Below are 20,316 nucleotides of genomic sequence, written 5' to 3' on the forward strand. Positions count from 1 at the left end.
CCGGGATACCCACCGACCAGACCCTGGAGGTCCGATGGCTGTCGATCTCGCCCATCCGCCCCACGTCGCCGACCTGGCCCGGCGCACCGCCCAGTTCGTCCGCGAGGTGGTGCTCCCGGCCGAGGAGCGGAACCGTTCCGTGGTGCCCTCGGAGGCCCTGCGCCGCGAGCTGCAGGACGCCGCCCGCGCCGCGGGCGTGTTCGCCCCGCACGTCAGCGCCGAGTACGGCGGCCACGGACTGGACATGCGCGGCCGGGCCGCGGTGTTCGAGGAGGCCGGGTACTCGCTGCTCGGCCCGTTGGCGCTGAACATCGCCGCCCCCGACGAGGGCAACATGCACCTGCTGGAGGCGGTCGCCACCGAGGAGCAGAAGGAGCGCTACCTGCGCCCGCTGGCCACCGGCGAGATCCGCTCCTGCTTCGCGATGACCGAGCCCGCCCCCGGCGCCGGGTCGGACCCCCGGGCCCTGGCCACCCGCGCGGAGCGGATCGACGGCGGCTGGCGCATCCAGGGGCACAAGTGGTTCATCACCGGCGCCGACGGCGCCGGCTTCGCGATCTGCATGGCCCGCACCTCCGGCATGCCCGGGGACGCCGGCGGCGCGACCATGTTCCTCGTCGGCGCCGACAACCCGGGCATGAAGATCGTGCGCCACATCGAGACGCTGGACGAGAGCCTGTTCGGCGGGCACGTCGAGATGGTCTTCGAGAACTGCGAGGTGCCCGACGAGGCCGTTCTCGGCGCGGTGGACCAGGGCTTCCAGTACGCCCAGGTCCGGCTCGGCCCGGCCCGGATGACGCACTGCATGCGCTGGCTCGGTATCGCCCGTCACGCCCAGGACCTCGCCGTGCGCCGCGCCGCCGAGCGCGAGCTGTTCGGCTCCCGACTCGGCGACCTCGGCATGACCCAGCAGGCGATCGCCGACAGCGAGATCGACATCGCCGCGTCCCGCGGCCTCATCCTGCAGGCCTGCTGGGAGCTCGACCAGGGCCGCTCGGGCGGGCAGTCCACCGCGATCGCCAAGACCTTCTGCGCCGAGGCGGTGTGGCGGGTCGTCGACCGTTCCCTGCAGATCTGCGGGGCGCTCGGTGTCTCCGGCGACATCGCGCTGAGCCGGTTCCTGCGGGAGGTGCGCCCCTTCCGCATCTACGACGGCCCGTCGGAGACGCATCGCTGGGCGATCGCGCGGCGCACGCTGCGGCGGCACACGACCGCGCAGGCCGAGGCAGGCGCGCAGGCCACGACAGCCGCGCAGGGCAAGGCAGCCACCCAGGCCGAGGCGCCGGCTGGGGCGCCGGCCCAGTGAGCACCCCGATCGAAGGCCTGGACCTGCCTGCGCTCGAGCGGTTCTTCGTCGAGCGGGTACCCGGATTCGCAGGCGGGCTCACCGCCACCCTGCTCGCGGGCGGCCGGTCGAACCTGACCTACCTGCTGACGGACGGACAGGGCCGGTGGGTGCTGCGCCGTCCGCCACTCGGCGGACTCACCCCGTCGGCGCACGATGTGCTGCGCGAGCACCGGGTGGTCGAGGCTCTCTCCGACAGCGAGGTGCCGGTGGCGCGGGCGATCGCCCACGACTCCGGCACGGTGATCGGTGCTCCGTTCTCGCTGGTCGAGCATGTGGCCGGCCCGGTCATCCGCACCGAGGAGCAGCTGCACGCGCTGGCGCAGGACGACATCGACCGCTGCGCGCACGCGCTGGTGGACGTCCTCGCCCGGCTGCACGCCCTCGCACCGGAGAAGGTCGGGCTCGGCGACTTCGGCCGCCCGCAGGGCTATGTGGGACGCCAGATCCGGCGGTGGTACGACCAGTGGCAGCGGGTGCACACCCGGGACCTGCCCGACATCGACGCCCTGCACGCCGGGCTCGCCGCCGCCCAGCCGGCCGAGGGCGACGCGTCGATCGTGCACGGCGACTTCCGCATCGACAACGTGATCCTGGCACCGGAGGACCCCGGGACCATCCGGGCGGTCGTCGACTGGGAGATGTCCACACTCGGCGACCCGCTCGCCGACCTGGGCGTGCACATCGTCTACTCGGATCCGGCCTTCGCCCACGTGCTGGCCGGGTCGGCGGCGTCGACGAGCCCGCGGCTGCCGGGCACCGAGGCGACGGCGCGCCGGTACGCCGAGACGACCGGCCGCGATCTGAGCGACTTCCCGTTCTATCTTGCGCTGGGCTACTTCAAGGTGGCTGTGATCGCCGAGGGCATCTACGCACGGTTCCTGGCCGGGGTGACCCGGGGTGACGGGTTCGAGGGCGCCGGTGCGGCCACGGCCCCGCTGGCCGCCGCCGGGCTGCGGGCCCTGAGTGGCAATCTGGAGAGGCGATAGAGAGCGATGAGCGAAATCCTTGATCTGTTCCGGTTGGATGGCCGGGTGGCCGTCGTCACCGGCGCGAGCTCCGGCCTGGGCGCCGGGTTCGCCCGCGCGCTGGCCGAGGCAGGCGCCGACATCGTGCTCGCCGCCCGCCGCGCCGACCGGCTGGAGGTGGTGGCGAAATCGGTGCGGGAGACCGGCCGGCGGGCGCTCCCCGTCACCACCGACGTGTCCAGCCCGGAGCAGTGCACCGCGCTGGCCGAGGCCGCGATGGCGGAGTTCGGCCGGGTCGACATCCTGATCAACAACGCCGGCTTCGGCACCGCGGTGCCGGCGCTGCGCGAGCAGCCCGACGAGTTCCGCCGGGTGCTCGACATCAACCTCAACGGCGCCTACTGGGCGGCACAGGCCTGCGCCCGCGTCATGGCGCCGGGGTCGAGCATCGTCAACATCGCGAGTGTTCTCGGCCTGGTCAAGTCGTACGCACCGCAGGCGGCCTACTCCGCGAGCAAGGCCGGGCTGATCGGGCTGACCCGCGACCTGTCCCAGCAGTGGTCGGGCCGCCGCGGCATCCGGGTCAACGCCATCGCCCCCGGCTACTTCGCCAGCGAGATGACGGACGAGATCCCCCGGGACCAGCTGATGACGTTCATCACGAACACGACCCCGCTGGGCCGTCTCGGCGAGCAGCGCGAGCTGGACGCGGCCGTGGTCTTCCTGGCCGGGCCGGGCGCCTCCTACATCACCGGCACGACCCTCGCGGTCGACGGAGGCATGTCCGGTCACTGAGCACGACGCCCCTTGGGGATGAGCACGACGCCCCTTGGGGAGGGGCATCCGACGATCGCCGCGGCCGCACCGAGCCGCGGCGATCGTCGATTCTGGACGGGCTTGACCCTCGACGACCGGTCCTCTACTTTTTCCCGGACGGGAAAAAATAGGCAACATCCCGGCGAAGCCTCCGGGCACCACCGTGGCACCGGCCACCAGCATGCCCGACAGACCACCACGACAGTCGCGGACCCGCGTCCTTGAAAGGCCGAAGGATGAGCGCACTGCTCGATATCGAGAACCTCGTCGTCGAGTACCCGGCCGAAGACCATCGCGACGGCCCGGCGGCAGTGCTGCGGGGCGTCTCGATCGCGGTCCAGCCAGGCGAATGCCTCGGGATCGTCGGCGGCCACGGAGCTGGCAAGACCACCCTCGGCCGCGCGGTGCTCGGGCAGGCCCCGGTCGCCTCCGGCTCCATCCGTTTCAAGGGCCGCGACATCGTGGCGCTCTCGCACCCTCAGCGGCGCCGCCTCGACGAGAAGATCCAGGCGGTGTTCCGGGACGCGCACGGCTCGCTCGACCCCGCGGCCACGGTCGAGGCGGCGCTCACCGAACCGCTGCGTGCCGAGCATGTGCCGGCCGGCGCGGCGGCCCGGCGGGTCCGGGAGCTGCTCAACCAGGTCGGCCTCCCGGCCGGTGCCGGCCAGCGGTTACCCGGCCAGCTCAGCGGCGACCAACGCCAGCGCATCGCGATCGCCCGCGCTCTGACGCTCTCGCCAGAGCTGATCATCTGTGATGACCCGCTCTCGGCCCTCGACCCGCGCGCCGGGCACGCCCTGCTCGAACTGCTCATGAAGGTCCAGGAGTCCACCGGGACCGCCTACGTCTTCTTCTCCCCCGATCTCGCCGCGGTGCGCCGCATCTCGCATCGCATCGCCTTCCTGGAGCAGGGGCGGATCACCGAACGCGGCGAGGGCGGCCGTGACATCCCCGCCCCCCGGTTCGGATGCGAGTGGCGGTGGCCCGAGCCCGAGCCCGATCCGATCCAGTTCGCGCCGGCCTCGCATCAGGCGGCGCGCTGGCAGCAGTTCCAGCAGGCCACGGGACGGCGGCGTCGGCACGCTGACAGCGGCAGCGGCAGCGCAGGTAGCGGTGCCAGCGGCGGCGGCCGAGCCAGTGGCGGCGGCGCTGGTGGGAACCGGCCGGGCGCGCGGCGGACGAGGCCTCCCCAGAGTCGCCGGCCCGACGGCCGCAGCCGTCGCCGGAGGCCTTAGAGGCACCCGGGCCGCCATGCCCACCGAGCACACGGGGCGCCTCGCCCCCTCGAACGAACAGCCTGGGAGAATCGTGACGGCCGACAGCACCAGCTCCGGGTCGCGGAACGTCATCCCGGCGGCCGTGGAGGGGAGCTCCCGGCGCCGTGCCGGTCGACCGGCACGGATCAGCCGGCAGATGGTCGTGGACGCGGCCGCCGCCCTCACCCCCGCGAACGTGACCATCCAGGCCGTCGCGGACCGGCTCGGAGTGGACCGCAAGGCCGTCAGCTACTACGTGTCCGGCCGCGAGGAGCTCCTCGAGCTCATCACCGCCCGGACCCTGGCGAACGAGCTCGAGCACCTGGCCCTGCCCACAGGCGACTGGCGTGACGCCGTCCGCGTCTACGCACGGGGCGTCCGGCGCGTGCTGCTGCGTGAGGCCTCGCTGTCGCTGCTGATCACCCGGCTGCCGGGGGCCGGCGTCCTGATGCCGGCCGAGGCGTTGGTCGACAGGCTCGTCGACGGCGGCTTCGACGAGGGCGACGCCATGATCGCCCTCAACCTGGTGACCCGGATGGTCTTCGCCAACGCCAAGGACATCCTGGTCGCCAGGCACTTCGGGGAACATCCGACGGTCACCGAGGTCCGCCGCGCCCTCGCGGAGCTCCCCGCCGAGCAGGTGCCGCACCTGCGCCGGGTCCTGCGCGACGGCGTCCCGCAGCCCTTCGAGCTGGAGCTGGACTTCGTCGTGGCCGGCCTGCAGTATCTCCGCGACCGCCACGACCCGCCGGACCGGCCAGGTCACCGGTCGGGCGAGCGGTGACGCACCGCGGTCAGCGGACGAACACCAGGCACACGTCGTGGCCACCGAAGCCGAAGGACGTCGAGAGCACGGCGCCGGGGCGCAGCGGCCGGTTGTCGACGGCGACGACGTCGAGATGGATCTCGTCGTCCAGCGAGGTGAGGTTGCGGGTGGCCGGGGCGAGCCCGTCCCGCAGCGACAGGACCGCGAACACCGCCTCGACGGCACCGGAAGCACCGAGCAGGTGACCGGTCATCGACTTCGTCGAGGTCACCGCGACGCCGTCGAGCGCCGGGCCGAGGGCGGCGCGCAGCCCACGGCTCTCCGCCACGTCGCCGGCCGGTGTCGCCGACGCGTGCGCGTTCACGTGGACCACGTCGTCCGGGCCGATCCCGGCGGCGGTCAGGGCGTGCCGGATGGCCCGGGCGGCACCGGCGCCGGTCGGGTCGGGGGCGGCGACGTGATGTGCGTCGGAGCTGATACCGGCGCCGCCGAGGGTCGCGAGGACCCTCGCTCCCCGCGCGGCGGCGTGCTCGGCGGCCTCGAGCACGAGCACACCCGCGCCCTCGCCGAGTACGAAGCCGTCCCGGGACTTGTCGAACGGCCGTGACGCCGACCCCGGATCGTCGTTGCGCCGCGACAGCGCCTGCATCTGGGCGAACCCGGTCAGCGGCAGCGGGTGGACCGCCGCCTCGGTGCCTCCGGCGACGACGACGTCCGCCCGGCCGAGCTGGATGAGGTCCAGCCCGTAGGCGATCGCCTCGGCACCGGACGCGCAGGCGCTGACCGGCGCGTGCACACCCGCCCGGGCACCGAGTGCCAGGCCGACCGCGGACGCCGGCCCGTTCGGCATGATCATCGGAACCAGGAACGGGGAGACCCGTCGGTGCCCGCGGTCGCGGAAGACGTCGCTCTGGGAGAGCAGGGTGGTGACGCCCCCGACCCCGGAGCCGATCACGACCGCGAGCCGCTCCGGCTCGAGCGCCGGATCGCCCGCGTCCGCCCAGGCCTCACGGGCCGCGACGACGGCCAACTGCTGGCCGCGGTCCAGGCTGCGGGCCTCGACCCGGGCCAGCGGAGGCTCGACGGCGACCGGCGCGGCGATCCGGACCGGCAGCTCGCTCGCCCACGGCGCGGTCAGCGCCCGCACGCCGCTGCGCCCGGCGAGCACCCCCGCCCACGAGTCGGCCACGTCACCGCCGAGCGGCGTCGTCAGCCCGACCCCGGTGACGACCACCTGTCGCCCCCCGCCACCACGGCCGCGGTGCCCGGTGCCGTCGGTGCCGTCGGAGTAATCAGTGTCGTGGGAGTAGTCGGATTCGTCGGAGCTCGTCATTTCCTGCGGGCTGTAGGACGTCATCTCCGGGTTTCCTTCCCCGCGTTCGGACCGTTTCGCATCCGGGCATTCCCGCGCCGCGACGGTCGCGGCGGAACGCCAGCCGATCCGAGCTGTCCGCGTTCGGTCAGGAAATGCCGTCCACCGGAATCCAGGCCCGGCCCGGCGGAGACCGTCCCACGAATGCGCTGACCGACCAGAGCCCAGAATAGGAGCCGGGCACCGGTTCCATCCGCGGGCCGGCCTTACTACCCGCCATCGATTCGATGTTTCGAACGGGCGATCCGACCGGCACACGCGAAACGGGCCCGGGCGCCCGCAGCCGGTTCGCTTCAGGGCCGGTTCGGTTCAGGGCCGGAAGGTGGCCCGGTACTGGGTCGGGGTGAGGCCGGTCAGTTCCCGGAAGGCGGCGTTGAACGCCGAGAGCGACGCGTAGCCCACGCCGAGGCCGATCGCCGTGACCGAGGTGTCGTCGGCGGCAAGCCGTTCGATCGCACGGATCACCCGAAGCCGCCGGAGCACCGCGCGCCAGCTCATGCCGATCTCGGTCTCGAACCTCCGGGCCAGCGACCTCGGGGTGAGACCGACCTCGTGCGCCACGTCCTCGAAACGCACCTCGTCGGCCAGGCGCTCCCCGGTCAGGCGCAGGGCCCGCCGTACCTCCGGCGAACGCCCGGCCGGCACGACCATCGGGCTCGGCTGGGTGGCGAGCCGCCAGGTCACCGCGGCGAGCGCCGCGAACAGCGCCCGGGGGTAGTCGGCGAGCGGCTCGTCGCCCTCGCCCCAGGCACCGCACTCGGCGACGAGCGCCCGCGCCAGTGGGCTGAGATCGAACACCGCCAGCGGCGCCGCCGGTGCCGGGACGAATCCCCGGTCGAACAGCACCGAGGCACTGGTGACCGGCTGCGGGATGCTGACCGTGATCGGCTGCCCCGCCTCGATCAGCGCGGCCCGGGCGGGTGGCAGCAGCCACGACTGGTCACCCGCCTCGAGCCGCAGGGCGCCGGCGGAGGCGCAGAGCAGATAGTGACGGTCCACCCGGAGCTCACGCGCCGGCTCCGGCCGGAACGTCCGCACAAAGCTGTAGGCCTCGCGGGTCACTCGCGGGTCACCGGAAGCCTGCCATTGCCTGATCGTAGGAAACCGCCGGTGGCGGCGGGCGCGTCAGGCGACCGTCTCCAACAGCCGCGCGTCGAAACGACGACTCACCGGCGCGGCGGTCATCATGGGCCGTAGCGCGTTGCCCATGCGCGCGAACGACGCGGACTCCAGATAGGCCGCGAACGACTCCGCCCCATCCCATTCGTGCACGATCGTGATCTGGTTCTCGTCCGCACGCGACGCATGCACCCGGAAGCTCAGGTTGCCAGGCATTGCGCGAACCTCATCCCGCTCGTGATCGAGCTCGGCGAGAGCGGCCGGGCGGTCATCCACGGACGTACTGAAGTCGACGATGGCGATGAACATGGATGTCCTCCTGATCCGGGCGGCGATACCGCGGGTGTGCGACACCGATTCTCGGCCGCCGCCATCGCTGCCGGCCTCCGCCCAACGGACGCGTTCACGCTCCGGTCGGTCAGCCGGGCGGGTGTCCGACAGCAACAGGCCCACCGGACGGACAACCGACCGGTGGGCCTGCGGGAGTGCTGAGCGCGGAGTACGGTTCAGGCGATCAGGAACCGATCTTCCTGCCGTCCTTGCGGCGGATGACGACGGTCGCCGCGCGGGGGCGGCCGGCCGGGTCGAAGTCCGGCCAGTTGCTGACCGCACGCGGGTTCGCCGGCGTCGGCTCACCGAAGAACGCGGTGGCCTCACCCGGGTGCTGGATGTTGACGAACAGCGACGTCCCGTCGGGCGTCGCGGTGATGCCGGTGATCTCGCTGCCGCGCGGGCCGGTGAGGAACCGGCGGATCTCGCCCGTACCGGGGTCGGCGGCGAGCATCTGGTTGTTGCCGATGTGGTCGTACTTGCGGGTGGCGAGGTTCTGCGAGCTGTTCGAGACGTCGGTCTCGATCCACAGCCGGCCGTCCGGGTCGACCCACAGACCGTCCGGGGAGCCGAACAGCGGCTGGTTCGCCGGCACGAACTCGCCCTCGGGCAGGTAGGACGGGTCACCGGCGTAGAACGCGATGTCCCAGGTGAAGGACAGCTCGGTGCAGTTGCCCTTCTTCTCATGGAAGCGCAGGATGTGCCCGTAGATGTTGGTCTTGCGCGGGTTCACGGCCGTCGAGCCGGACGACCCGTTGGTGAGGCTGACGAAGACGTCGCCGGTCTTCGGGTGCACCGTGACCCATTCGGGCCGGTCGAGCTTGGTCGCGCCCACGGCGTCCGCCGCCTGGCGGGTGCGCAGCAGGACGTCCGCCTGGTCGGTGAAGCCGGCCGCGGCGGTGAGCCTGCCCTGGCCGAACACCAGCGGCACCCAGGTGCCCGTGCCGTTGTCCGCGAACGTGGCGACGTACAGCGTGCCGTGGTCGAGCGGGCTCCGGCCCTCACGGCGCAGCTTCTTCCACGACTGCGAGCCGACGAACTTGTAGAGGTACTCGCCGTTCTCGTCATCCCCGGTGTAGACGACGATCCGCTCGTCGTGCTCGACGACGGTCGCGCCCTCGTGCTTGATGCGCCCGAGCGCCGTGCGCTTCACCGGGGTGGACTTCGGGGCGAACGGGTCGATCTCGACGACCCAGCCGAAGCGGTTGAGCTCCTTCGGGTTCTTCGCCACGTCGAAACGGGCGTCCGCGGTGTGCCACTTGTAGCCACCGCCGGCCGCGCTCACGCCGTACCGGGACTGGGCCGCGCTCGGCGCCCAGGTGGTGTCGGTGGTTCCGAAGTAGCTGTTCCAGTTCTCCTCACAGGTGAGGTAGGTGCCCCACGGGGTGTAGCCGTTGGCACAGTTGTTCAGCGTGCCGAGGGCGGCGTTGTTCGACGCCAGCTCGGCGTGCCGCAGCGTGACCGGGCCGGAGAAGGTGACCGGCGTGGCACCGGTGACCCGACGGTTGTAACGGGAGTCGACGTTGGTCCACTTCCCGCCCTGCTGGCGGATGGCGATCACGCTGACGCCGTGCGCGGCGAGCGCCTTGGCGACCTTCTCCGGGGTGAGCAGCGCGTCACCGTCCGGGAAAAGCAGCTTCTGGTCGACATACTCGTGGTTCACGACCAGCAGGCCCTCACGGTTCGCGTCGGAACCGCGGCCGGTCGGGAAGAAATGCATTCCATCATGGTGCATTCCGACCTGGAGCGCCTGGTCGGCAGCGCTGTTCGAGCCGTCCTTCTTCCAGGCCGGGCCGTTTTTGGCGAGTGGCGTTCCCCAGGGAATGAGCACCTGGACGGTGTAGCCCTCCGGCACCACGACGGCGTCGGCCGTGCTGATCGGTACCTCGGCGAAGCCCAACAGCCTGGAACTCCCGTGGCCGCTGCCGCCACTGCCACCGCCGGGCCGGCCCGCGGCCGGACCGCTCGCGCCGGCGGCACCCGCGCCGGCCACGCCGAGAAATCCCGCGGTTACCGCCGCGATTCCGCCACCGACAAGCGTCCGACGGCTCAGCCGGGTGGCGATGATGTCGGAAAGGCTCGGGTTATCGGTGGGGTTTGAAGCGGCGTCGTCAGTGTCGCGCACAATTCCTCCGTCGTGAGTCTTCCTCGCTCTCCGCCGACGCTAATAAGCCCCCGTGTTGCTGTGAAGAACCTGTGAACGAACCGCGGGTGAACCGCAGGCCAACGTTGAGGGGTCCACAGATCATTCTGGTCGAAAACAGGTCGGATCGCGCACGGTCTACTTCCCGGTCGCGGCACGATCCGCGAGGAGTGCCGACCGGGCGGGTGCCTGGCGGACCAGACCGCCGCCGGCGACATCGGGAAGTGCTCACCGACGACCCGGACGCGGACGGGCTGGCCGGCAACGCTGCCGGCCAGCCCGTGGCGCAGGGGAGGAACCCGTCTGACGGGAACTACTCCGCGGATCTCAGAAGGAGGTCTTCGTCGGCTCGGCCCAGTCGCGGTTCGCGTTGGACCAGCAGACCCAGGGCTTCTCCTTCGTCGCACCGACCATCTGGAACTTCCCGCCCTTGATCTGGACGAAACTCGTGCATTCCTGCTTGGCGCCGTGCGTCGTCGGATCCTCCTGGGTCGCACTCTCGTGCATCCGGGTCCAGTCGATGGGCGCGATCAGGCCGTCGGCGGTGTAGTCGGTGATCTTGTTCGTCGCGTCGATCACGCTCTGGCGAGTGAAGGACGGGCCGGCCTTGAGGATTCCCTGGTAGGCGATGTCGGCGTCGATCCAGCCGATCATCGCGACCTCGGAGATCTCCGCGCCGGTCTTCTCCATCCACTTCTTGAAGTCGCCGAGGCCGCTGTCACCGGCGTCCGCCTCAAAGGGGCGGAACTGCACCTGCACGATGTCGCCCTCGAACAGGTCACCGGCCTCCTCCACGAACTTCTGGTCGTAGGAGTTCGGGTGCAGGAGCTTGACGTCCGCGAGGCCCTGGCGCTGCAGTTCCTGGGCGAGAGTCTTCTGACCGTTCAGGTCGAAACAGGTGATGACCATATCGGCCCCGGCGCGCTTTATCGCCGACACCTCGGGGCCGACGCCGTTCGGCAGGCCGAACGCCAGGCCCTCGTTGTAGTAGACGACTTCCTGCCCGGTGTCCGCCTTGTAGAGCTCGATCGAGTCGCGCACCGACTGGGTGCACCGCTTCGAGCTGTCCGAGACTCCGTAGCCCAGCGCCGCGATCTTCTTCGCGCCGACCAGCGTGGCGGCGTACGGGTAGTAGCGTGCCGTGCAGTCCAGGCAGATGATGCCCGCGTTACCCCAGATGTCGTCGTGGCCGGCCATGGCCGCCGGCTGGATGGCCCACACGTACTGCGGAACACCGGCCTCCGCCAGGTCACCCCATCCCAGGGGAAGCTGGGCGGCGCTGAAGGTGCCGAAGGTGTTGTTGTCGTTGATGATCTTAAGTGCGCCCTGCTTGTTCTGGCCGAGCTGGTCATCGATCTTCTCGGTCAGCGCGAGCTTGCGGCCGTGAACCCCGCCCTCGCTGTTCCGGAAGGCGAAATAGGCCTCGATACCCTGGGCGTAGCAGTCGTAGATGCAGGCGCCGGTCGGGTTGTTGCTCTTGGTGGCAAGCATGGAGAAGTTGATCGCGTCCGCGGTCACCCCGGGCGCACTGTTCGAGACCACCGCTCCGCCGCTGCCGCCCTTGTTCTCCGTCGAGTCCGATCCCGACGAATTGGAGCATGCGACGAGCAGGACGCCCAGCGCGGCGACCAGTGCCACCAGCCGCCCTAAGTGGAGTTCAAGCCTCTTCACAGGCACGTGGTCAGTCCTTCGGTTCCAGGCGCTCGAAAGCAGTGCGGCCGAGCGCAACCAGCCCATGGATTTGTCACGACGTATACTGCACGACCGGCCCGACGACCGGCCCGCATTTCCGGGTGGAGGCGACCCGTGCGGAGTGGGGTCGATGCTCGGTCAGGCACATCGACCGGAACCGGACTTCACTCGCCGCAGGCTCCACACCCGAATCCCGACGTTCACGACGGACAGGCGAGGGACAGCTCCCCTGGTCACGCGCCGGAATCATGCGGGAAATGGATCACGGCCTGCCCCGCACGCACCCCCACCAGTCCTACAAGTCGACTGCTTTAGGCTATAGAGGGATTAGATGAGACGCAAGTAACACTTAATCATCTAGAGGTACCGGCGGACTCCCTGCTGCCGCTGGGAAGGCCGCGAGGATCCTCACCGCGCCACCGGAGCACCGGCGCACCGCCACACCGGCCGCAACCGACCGGCACGGCCGCGCAGCGCACCTCCGGGCCGACGTCACGCCCACTCCTCCCCGAGGCCCCGCCGAACCGCACCCCGAACGCATCGGAGCGCCACCGGAGCATCACCGCGGGCGCGCCGGAACAGATGAATCACCGCAGGTCAGACCCGTTGCCGATCATCGACATGTCAGGCGCGGTTTACGGATGGTCCATTTGCGGGATGCCCGGCGTCCATCACGGCGGCAGAAGCTCTACGGCGCGTGCCATCGGGCCCGCGACCCACAAGGGGGGAACATATGAATCGACCGAGCCGGACCAGCGTGACAGCTGGCGCGCTGGCTGTCGCACTGCTCGGCGCCGGTGCCGCCGCCGGTGCCGCCCAGGCCGGCGGGGGCGGATCGCGTCCCGGCGAAAGGCTGCAGGCTCGTAACGACACCTACAGCGTGTCGGCCGGAAAGACGCTCTCGGTACGTGCCGGGGGCATCCTTCGTAACGACAGCGGCGAGCCCGCCACCCTGGTTTCGAACACCGCGCCCACGAACGGAACGCTGAGTCTCGCCGCGGACGGCTCCTTCAGCTACACGCCGAAGGCCGGCTTCACCGGCACCGACAGCTTCAGCTACACCGTCAGTGACGCGGTGAGCGTCTACCAGACACAGGTCGCCCCGCTCGCCACCATCGGCGGTGTCACCATCAAAGGCGGCGCCTACGGGTCGTCCGTGTACCCCGTGCCCGGCTCCAGGAACGAGTTCTACGGCCTGACCGACCGTGGCCCGAACGTCGACGGCCCGGGCGGGGTGAAGATCGAGCCGCTGCCGTCCTTCGCCCCGAAGATCGGGAAGTTCAGGCTCGTCGACGGCAGGGCGGTGCTGGAGCGGACCATCACGCTGCGCGCTGCCGACGGCACGCCCTACAACGGGCGGGTCAGCACCGAGGCGAGCACCGGCGAGACGATCCTCGACCTGAACGGGAACGTGCTCACCGCCGATCCGAACGGCTACGACCCCGAGGGCCTGGTCGCGCTGCGCGACGGCACGTTCTGGGTCTCCGACGAGTACGGGCCGTACATCACGCACTTCGACCGTGACGGCAAGGCGATCGAGCGCCTCTCCCCCTTCAACGGCGCGCTGCCCGCGGAGCTCGCCAACCGGATGCCGAACCGGGGAATGGAGGGCCTGACCATCACCCCGGACGGCACGACGCTCGTCGGGATGATGCAGTCCGCGCTGGCGCAGAAGGACCTGACGCCGAAGCCGGCGACCGTGACGACCCTGCGCATCGTCACCTACAACCTGCGGACGAGGGCCACCCACGAGTACCTGTACCTGCTGGACGACCCGGTGCGCAACGTCGGCGCGGTCAGTGAGATCACCGCGGTCGGCAACTCGAGGTTCCTGGTCACCGAGCGGGACGGCGTCTTCGAGCCCGGTGCGGTCAAGAAGATCTTCGCGATCGACCTGGACGGCGCGACCGACGTCGGCCCGCAGGCGTCGGTGCCGGGCGCGGTGTACACCGCGGCCAAGGGCGGCCTGCTGCTGGGCAGCGCCCAGAAGACCATCGAGGCCACGGTCGGCAGCTCCGACACCGCGACCGCGACGGCGACGCTGGCCGCGGCCGGCATCCGCCCGGTTGGCAAGAAGCTGGATGTGGACGTCGCGGGCCTGGTCAGCACCCTCGACCCGACCGGTGGCTTCTTCGGCCACGACAAGGTCGAGGGCGTCGCGACGACCGACGGCGGGCGGACGCTCGTCATCACCAACGACAACGACTTCGGCATCAACGGCGTGACGAACACGGCGGCGCCGTTCCAGCTGAAGGCCAAGATCCTGCCGAACGGCCAGCAGGACGACGGGGCGTTCCTGGTGGTCGACACGACCAGGCTCCCCGCCGGCACCAGCACCGCGACCGTCACCATCACCGTCCGCAACGGCGGCCGGCACTGATCCAGCGGAGGTCAGGCGCCCTGCGCCCCGCGCCTGGCCTCCGCTCCCACCTGCCTCCGCTCCCACCCGGTTGCGCTCCCACCCGGTTGCGCTCCCACCCGGTTGCGCTCCCACGCGCCTGCGCGCAGGCGTGGCGTCCCGCGCTGATCGTTCAGGAGAGCTCGCGCTTGAGGATCTTGCCGGTCGCGGTCATGGGCAACGCGTCCACGAACTCCACGACACGCGGGTACTTGTAGCCGGCCATCTGCTCCTTCGCCCACGCGATCAGTTCCTCGGCGTCGACGGTGGCGCCCTTCTCGCGGATGACGACCGCCTTGATCTCCTCGCCGTGACTCGGATGCGGGATGCCGATGACCGCCGCGAGCGAGACGTCGGGATGGGTCAGCAGGACCTCCTCGACCTCACGCGGATAGACGTTGAACCCGTTGCGCAGGATCATGTCCTTCGACCGGTCGACGATGTAGTACCAGCCGTCGGCGTCCCTGCGGGCGAGGTCACCGGTGCGGAACCAGCCGTCCCGCAGCGCCTGCTCGGTCGCCTCGGGCCGCTTGTAGTACCCCTTCATCACGTTGTGCCCGCGGATGGCGACCTCGCCGATGCCCTCGGGCTCGGTGATCTCGTCCCAGCTCGCCGGGTCGAGCAGCCTCATCTCGATCCCGCGGACCGGAACGCCTATGGAGCCCACCCGCGGCGGCTGGCCGTACAGCGAGAACGCGGCGACCGGGGACGTCTCGGACAGCCCGTAGCCCTCCATGATCGTGACGCCGAACTGCTTCTCGAACTGCCGGTGCACCTCGACCGGCAGTGCCGCGCCACCGGAGATGGCGATGCGCAGGTTGCCGGCCAGTGTCCCGACGTCGATCGACGGGTCCCGCGCAAGCGCGTCGAGCAGGCTCCAGTACATCGTCGGAACCCCGGCGAAGACGGTGACCCGCTCGTCCAGCATGGTCTGGATCGCCGCGCCCGGCTCGAACCGAGGCATCAGCACGCAGCGCCCCCCGAACGCGATCGCGCTGTTCTGGGTGACCGTCTGGCCGAACGAGTGGAACAGCGGCAGCACGCACAGGTAGGTGTCGGGGCGGGCGGGATCACACTGGAACACATCCCGGGCGACCAGCGCGTTGTCACGCATGTTGCGGTGGCGCAGCTCCGCTCCCTTGGGCTGGCCGGTGGTGCCCGAGGTGTAGAGGATGACGGCGGTGTCGTCATCCGCGGTCTCGACGCTGCGGAACGTCGCCGGCTGGTCGGCGACGGCCTGCCCGAGGGTCCGCACCGGGCGCTGCGGTGTTCCCCGCACCGGCGAGGCGGCGGCCGGGTCGAGCGTGATGACGAAGAAGTGCTCACAGCCGGGCGTCTCGACGAACCCGGCATATCCTTCGTCGGCGATGGGCAGCTCGGGAGTGCCCTGGAAGCAGAAGTACGCGCGGGCGTCGGAATCGTCGAGGTGGTAGGCGATCTCCCGGCTCCGCAGCAGCACGTTGAGGGGCACGACCGCCGCACCCGCCTTGAGGATGCCGAAGTAGACGATCGTGAAGTGCGGCACGTTCACGCAGCTGAGCGCGACCTTGTCGCCGGGCTGGATCCCGGTGGCCACCAGCAGGTTCGCGACCTGGCTGGCGGCGGCGTCCAGCTGGGCATAGGTGACGCGGGCGGGGCCGAGGACGAGCGCCTCCCGGTCCGGGTAGGTCGCGGCCGTGTCCTCCAGCAGCTGCGCCAGGTTCGCCATGTCCTCGTCCTCGCCCTCTCGCCGGTCTCGATCAACCACGGCCCGCACCAGCGGACGGATCAGTGGTCGGTGTTGTCCGTATCCGGTCCTACGATGCCACCGCGGCGGCTGTCCGTGACACCGCGCGGATACCGCCCCGCAGGCGGATCAGCCGATTGGGAGATCGAATCCAGGGTTGTGATGATCGGACGCGCATTCCATGGTGAACCCGCGCGGGGCTCGCGCGGAAGCTCGCCGAAGGGTTCATCCATGCCGACCGCCACGTCCGAGAAGTCCCACAGCTTCGAGGTCTTCGAACACTACGAACGGCTCCAGTGGAAGGTTTGCGAGCTGGGGCTCGAGAACATCGACCAGGAGCTCGTCCAGCCGGCTTACCTGGCCCTCGTCAAGGGCGTCGTCGTGGGTGAGGCGACGTCCCTTCCCGGGCTGCACGGCTTCCTCAGCGAGTTCCACGACGACTACGACTGCTCGGCCTTCGTGGCCATCTGGGCCTACCAGGAGCTGCAGCACCACTACGCGTTCCGCGCCTGGCTCAAGGCCGTAGGTGTCCACATCGACCAGGACAAGATCGAGGCGCTGCGCGAGCCGTACGAGGCCGGGATCACGCCGAGCGCGACGCTGACCACCAACGTCATCTCGGAGATCATCGTCAACACGGCCTACCGGGCACTGGCGGAATGGGTGCAGGAGCCCGTCCTCGCCGGCCTCTTCCTGAACGCCAGCCGCGACGAGGCGGGCCACGCCCGCGAGTTCCTCTTCTACCTGAAGCGCCGCCTCGCCCAGCACCCGGAGGAGCTGAAGTCGGTCCTGGAGAGGATCCACTTCTACGTGACCAGCCCGCGGCTGAACCACCCGGTCGGCGTCTACAAGCACCAGCGCGTCGAGGAGATGCGTGACCACGAGACCGTCGACGACGTGATCGACGTGTTCCTGCGGATCTCCCCGCCCGACGCGCAGGAGAAGCTGCAGGCGAAGCTTCGGCGCATGCTCGGCACGGCGGTGGGCCGGGACCTCACCCGCAACTCGACCATCCGCCACGCCATGGCCGAGCTCTCGGTCTGAACGGAGCGACGATCATGCCGTCCGAATCCGAGGTTCTGAGCACCGTCACGGACATCGTCGCCCGCGAGCTCGGGATGCCGGCCGACGCGCTCACCCCAGACCTTGATCTTCGCAACGCCGAGGGCGCGGACTCGATGAAGGTCCTCGTCATGATCTCCCGCATCGAGCGCGCCTACGACATCGAGATCGAGGACGAGGACGTCTTCACCCTCGCCTCCATCAACGACGTCGTCCGCATCGTGCTCGCGACGGTCGCCACGGCCACCGTCTGACACCCGGCCGCCCAACACCCGGCCGCCTCACGCCGTGCCGTGCGGTCCGCACGGCACGGCGTGGGCTTTCTTCATTTTATCGATAGAAAAGTGAAGAAGATCACGCGATACCGGCGTTGGCTCCCACGCGGCCAGCGTGTTTGGGTGTTTTCGTGCCCCAGACGTCCCCCGCCCTGCCCCTCGACGACCGGCCGCCGGCCGCGGCCGCCGTGGTCGCGGCGCTGCTGCCGCAACCGCTCGTCGACCAGCTGCGCACGGCGCTCGGCACCGACATCGACGTTCTCGACGTCCTGGGCGGCGATCCCCTGCCCGCCACACCGGCCGCGCCGCTGATGTCGCTGGTCATGCCCTGGTCGCTGAACAACTCGCCGTCGCCGGCCGCGCTGGATGCCGTCGAACGGGCGGAATGGGTGCATTTCGCATCGACGGGCGTCGACGGGTTCCCCCTCGACCGGCTGGCCGGCCGCACGGTGACCTGCGGCCGAGGCGCGAACAGCGTCGCGATCGCGGAGATGACGGTCGGCCTGCTCCTCGCCGCCGAGAAGCGCTTCCCGGACATCTGGGAGGCCGAGACGAACGACCCGTACATCACCGAGCCGCTGGGCACGCTGGCTGGCCGCACCGTCGGGCTGCTCGGCTTCGGGTCGATCGCCAAGGCCCTGGCACCCCGCCTGGCCGGCTTCGGGACCCGTCTGCTGGCACTGCGGCGCAGCGGCCGCCCTTCCGACGTCCCGGGCGTGACGGTCGTGCACACGCTCGCCGAGCTGCTCGGGCAGGCCGACCACCTGGTGGTCGCCGCCGCGCTGACCCCGCAGACGAACCGGCTGCTCGATGACGCCGCGTTCGCCCTCGCGAAGCCCGGCCTGCATCTGGTGAACATCGCCCGGGGGCGGATCGTCGACACCGACGCGCTGGTCCGGGCGCTGGCGAGCGGGGTCGTCTCCCGCGCCAGCCTGGACGTCACCGACCCGGAGCCGCTGCCGGCCGACCACCCGCTGCGCCACGACCCGCGGGTGCGGATCATGCCGCACGTGTCCTGGTCGGCTCCCGGTGGCTTCAGCCGTGGCCTTGATGTTTTCTCGGACAACCTCCGCCGCTGGCGCGCGGGCGAGCCGTTGCACGGCCTCGTCGACATCACCGCCGGCTACTGAGCCTCCGGGGGAGTCGTCCGCGTCACCCGCCGGCGGCCTCCTGATCGACCCACCACTGCAGCGCCTCCTCGACCTCGCGGGTCTCGGGATGCTCTGGGCCGAGCGCGCGCAGCCGGCTGGTCAGGACGTCCGCGCCGATCTCCCGCGCCCGCGGGTAGCGGCCGAGCCTGCCCAGGTAGACAGCCAGGTTGTAGGCCGACCTCACCGTGTCCGGGTGGCCTGGGCCCAGCACCGCGACGCGCCGGGTGAAGGTGTCCTCCCCCAGCTCGCAGGCCGCTTCGTGATCCCCGAGGGCGCTGAGCCGGACAGCGAGGTTGTACGCCGAGGTCAGGCTGTCGGGATGGCTTTCCCCCAGCACCCGGCGCCGCCGGATGAGGGTGTCCTCCCCCAGCTCGCAGGCCGCCAGGTGGTCCCCGAGGGCGCCCAGCACGATGCCGAGGTTGTTCGCCGTGCCCAGGGTGTCCGGGTGGTCGGGCCCGAGCACCCGGCGGCGCCGGGCAAGCGCCTCGCGATACAGGTCGCGGGCGGCGGCCTGGTCGCCGACCTCGGCGAGGTCGACCGCGAGGTTGTGGGCCGAGGTGAGGGTGTCGGGGTGGTCGGGCCCGAGCACCCGGCCGCGCCGCGCCAGCGTGTCCTCGTCCAGCGCGCGGGCGGCCCGGTGGTCGCCCCGGGCGCTGAGCCGAACGGCGAGGCTGTTCGCCGCCGCCAGGGTGTCCGGATGGTCCGGGCCGAGGGCCCCCCTCAGCCGGGCGAGCCCCTGGGCGGTGGGCTCCGCACCGTCCCACAGGTCCGGCTTCCCGCCCTGTGCCAGCTTCCGCGTCGCGCCGACACCGCGGTCCTCACCACCGTCATCACCGTGATCACTGTCGGCGCCGTCAGCAGCGGACTCACGGCGGGCACGGTCACCAACGGCGACGGCGCCACCGATGGCGACGGCACTACCGGCCGGGGGCTCGTCCCCCGCAGGGATCACGGCCTCGGGGATCACGGCATCGGGGATCACGGCGCCAGGGGCTCGCATGCCACCGAGCGAGGTCCCCTCCGCCGCGCGGCGGACGGCGTCGTCGAGGTGCAGCGGCAGGCCGGCCCGCACGGTCCAGCCCGCGCCATAGGCCTCGGTCGCGGCGTGGGCGAGCGCGGTGGCGAACGTGACGGCGTCCGGCGGCCGGGCGGCCGGATCCTTCGCCAGCGCGTGCAGGACGACCTCGGCGACCGGCCCGGCCACCCCCGGCATGGGCGGGGGTGGCGCCGACAGCTGCTGGTGCCACAGGACGTGCAGCGGCTGCCGGGGGTCGAACGGAGGGCGCCCGGTCAGCAGCCGGTAGAGGACGCTGCCCAGCGCGTACAGGTCGGTCGCCGGGCCCAGGCGCCCACGTTCGATCTGTTCGGGAGCCATGTTCATCGGTGTGCCGACAACCTTGCTGGCGGTGGTCGCCGCGCCCTCGAACACCCGCGCGATGCCGAAGTCGACCACCTTCACCGTCCCGTCCGCGGCGAACAGGATGTTGTCGCCCTTGACATCGCGGTGCAGCACGTTGTGGTCGTGGGTGTGGCTCAGCGCGGCGGCCACCGCCAGGCCCACCGCACACGCCTGCTCCGGGGTCAGCCGGCTGCGGCGCCGGCTCAGCGTGCCCCCGCCCAGCAGCTCCATCACCACGAGGCGGAGGTCGTCATCCTCGACGTAGTCATACACCCGGACCACATGCGGATGATCAAGGCTGCCCAGCAGCCGGGCCTCGGCCGCGAAGTCGATCCACTCGCCGCCGGCGTCGCGGGCCCGCATCACCTTGATCGCACTCGGGCGACGCATCCGACGGTGCTCCGCCCTCAGCACCAGCCCGAACGCGCCCGCACCGAGATCCTCGCCGAGAACGTAGTTGGGCACGGCAGCGGCCACCCGTGCCCGGTCGATCATCAT

At 71.0% G+C, this 20,316-nt stretch carries 16 protein-coding genes; 9 read left to right on the plus strand and 7 right to left on the minus strand.

All coding sequences use genetic code 11. The annotated features are described in order from the left end of the window. Positions 1–34: 34 nt before the first annotated feature. From ACG83_RS19810 to ACG83_RS19830, 5 genes are all read left to right on the plus strand, one after another. Positions 35–1,306 carry an acyl-CoA dehydrogenase family protein gene (locus ACG83_RS19810; protein WP_054567688.1) on the plus strand — a complete coding sequence of 424 codons (1,272 nt, stop codon included), beginning with the start codon at positions 35–37 and terminating at the stop codon, positions 1,304–1,306. Continuing rightward, on the plus strand, positions 1,303–2,334 hold the full coding sequence (locus ACG83_RS19815; RefSeq protein ID WP_054567689.1) for a phosphotransferase family protein: 1,032 nt from the start codon (positions 1,303–1,305) through the stop codon (positions 2,332–2,334). Before ACG83_RS19810 ends, ACG83_RS19815 begins: the two co-directional genes overlap by 4 nt. Positions 2,335–2,340: 6 nt before the next feature. After that, on the plus strand, positions 2,341–3,108 hold the full coding sequence (locus tag ACG83_RS19820) for an SDR family NAD(P)-dependent oxidoreductase (RefSeq protein WP_054567690.1): 768 nt from the start codon (positions 2,341–2,343) through the stop codon (positions 3,106–3,108). A 257-nt stretch (positions 3,109–3,365) separates the two neighbouring features. Next, positions 3,366–4,364 (plus strand): dipeptide/oligopeptide/nickel ABC transporter ATP-binding protein, encoded by a 999-nt coding sequence (locus ACG83_RS19825; RefSeq protein ID WP_054567691.1) that lies wholly within the window; start codon positions 3,366–3,368, stop codon positions 4,362–4,364. Between the two features lie 73 nt (positions 4,365–4,437). After that, on the plus strand, positions 4,438–5,169 hold the full coding sequence (locus ACG83_RS19830; protein WP_161934776.1) for a TetR/AcrR family transcriptional regulator: 732 nt from the start codon (positions 4,438–4,440) through the stop codon (positions 5,167–5,169). Positions 5,170–5,179: 10 nt separating this feature from the next. Here the strand turns inward: ACG83_RS19830 and ACG83_RS19835 are convergent, their stop codons facing one another. From ACG83_RS19835 to ACG83_RS19855, 5 genes are all read right to left on the minus strand, one after another. Further along, on the minus strand, positions 5,180–6,508 hold the full coding sequence (locus tag ACG83_RS19835) for a beta-ketoacyl synthase (protein WP_235498028.1): 1,329 nt from the start codon (positions 6,506–6,508) through the stop codon (positions 5,180–5,182). 324 nt (positions 6,509–6,832) lie between these two features. After that, complete coding sequence (locus ACG83_RS19840; RefSeq protein ID WP_054567693.1) at positions 6,833–7,585, minus strand: AraC family transcriptional regulator; 753 nt, start codon at positions 7,583–7,585, stop codon at positions 6,833–6,835. A 63-nt stretch (positions 7,586–7,648) separates the two neighbouring features. Beyond that, positions 7,649–7,951: a putative quinol monooxygenase gene (locus ACG83_RS19845; protein ID WP_054567694.1), complete on the minus strand. Its 303-nt coding sequence runs from the start codon at positions 7,949–7,951 to the stop codon at positions 7,649–7,651. A gap of 205 nt (positions 7,952–8,156) precedes the next feature. Continuing rightward, a complete protein-coding gene (locus ACG83_RS19850; protein WP_083473384.1) occupies positions 8,157–10,097 on the minus strand; it encodes a PhoX family phosphatase in 1,941 nt (646 codons plus the stop codon). Positions 10,098–10,442: 345 nt separating this feature from the next. Then, positions 10,443–11,792, minus strand: a complete 1,350-nt coding sequence (locus ACG83_RS19855) for an ABC transporter substrate-binding protein (RefSeq protein WP_054567696.1) — start codon at positions 11,790–11,792, stop codon at positions 10,443–10,445. A 748-nt stretch (positions 11,793–12,540) separates the two neighbouring features. On the opposite strand from ACG83_RS19855, the gene ACG83_RS19860 reads away from it, so the two are divergent. Then, positions 12,541–14,187 (plus strand): esterase-like activity of phytase family protein, encoded by a 1,647-nt coding sequence (locus ACG83_RS19860; RefSeq protein ID WP_054567697.1) that lies wholly within the window; start codon positions 12,541–12,543, stop codon positions 14,185–14,187. A 151-nt stretch (positions 14,188–14,338) separates the two neighbouring features. Here the strand turns inward: ACG83_RS19860 and ACG83_RS19865 are convergent, their stop codons facing one another. Continuing rightward, on the minus strand, positions 14,339–15,913 hold the full coding sequence (locus ACG83_RS19865) for a long-chain fatty acid--CoA ligase (RefSeq protein WP_054567698.1): 1,575 nt from the start codon (positions 15,911–15,913) through the stop codon (positions 14,339–14,341). A 249-nt stretch (positions 15,914–16,162) separates the two neighbouring features. Here ACG83_RS19865 and ACG83_RS19870 point away from each other — a divergent pair, with 249 nt between their 5' ends. The 3 genes from ACG83_RS19870 (at position 16,163) to ACG83_RS19880 (ending at position 18,398) form a co-directional block, all read left to right on the plus strand. Beyond that, positions 16,163–16,975: a ferritin-like domain-containing protein gene (locus tag ACG83_RS19870; RefSeq protein WP_054567699.1), complete on the plus strand. Its 813-nt coding sequence runs from the start codon at positions 16,163–16,165 to the stop codon at positions 16,973–16,975. A gap of 14 nt (positions 16,976–16,989) precedes the next feature. Then, positions 16,990–17,247, plus strand: a complete 258-nt coding sequence (locus ACG83_RS19875) for an acyl carrier protein (RefSeq protein ID WP_054567700.1) — start codon at positions 16,990–16,992, stop codon at positions 17,245–17,247. Positions 17,248–17,399: 152 nt separating this feature from the next. Continuing rightward, on the plus strand, positions 17,400–18,398 hold the full coding sequence (locus tag ACG83_RS19880; protein WP_235498030.1) for an NAD(P)-dependent oxidoreductase: 999 nt from the start codon (positions 17,400–17,402) through the stop codon (positions 18,396–18,398). A 22-nt stretch (positions 18,399–18,420) separates the two neighbouring features. Here the strand turns inward: ACG83_RS19880 and ACG83_RS19885 are convergent, their stop codons facing one another. Further along, the gene (locus tag ACG83_RS19885; RefSeq protein WP_235498031.1) at positions 18,421–20,283 is read right to left on the minus strand and encodes a serine/threonine-protein kinase; all 1,863 of its coding nucleotides are present in this window, start codon (positions 20,281–20,283) and stop codon (positions 18,421–18,423) included. Between the last annotated feature and the right edge of the window lie 33 nt (positions 20,284–20,316).

The sequence above is a fragment of the Frankia sp. R43 genome (genome assembly GCF_001306465.1).
GTDB lineage: Bacteria > Actinomycetota > Actinomycetes > Frankiales > Frankiaceae > Parafrankia > Parafrankia irregularis.

Coding starts and splice junctions, on each gene's coding strand:
- ACG83_RS19825 (WP_054567691.1), top strand. CDS start 3,366: ATGAGCGCACTGCTCGATATCGAGAACCTCGTCGTCGAGTACCCGGCC.
- ACG83_RS19835 (WP_235498028.1), bottom strand. CDS start 6,508: ATGACGTCCTACAGCCCGCAGGAAATGACGAGCTCCGACGAATCCGAC.
- ACG83_RS19860 (WP_054567697.1), top strand. CDS start 12,541: ATGAATCGACCGAGCCGGACCAGCGTGACAGCTGGCGCGCTGGCTGTC.
- ACG83_RS19870 (WP_054567699.1), top strand. CDS start 16,163: ATGCCGACCGCCACGTCCGAGAAGTCCCACAGCTTCGAGGTCTTCGAA.
- ACG83_RS19820 (WP_054567690.1), top strand. CDS start 2,341: ATGAGCGAAATCCTTGATCTGTTCCGGTTGGATGGCCGGGTGGCCGTC.
- ACG83_RS19865 (WP_054567698.1), bottom strand. CDS start 15,913: ATGGCGAACCTGGCGCAGCTGCTGGAGGACACGGCCGCGACCTACCCG.
- ACG83_RS19810 (WP_054567688.1), top strand. CDS start 35: ATGGCTGTCGATCTCGCCCATCCGCCCCACGTCGCCGACCTGGCCCGG.
- ACG83_RS19845 (WP_054567694.1), bottom strand. CDS start 7,951: ATGTTCATCGCCATCGTCGACTTCAGTACGTCCGTGGATGACCGCCCG.
- ACG83_RS19875 (WP_054567700.1), top strand. CDS start 16,990: ATGCCGTCCGAATCCGAGGTTCTGAGCACCGTCACGGACATCGTCGCC.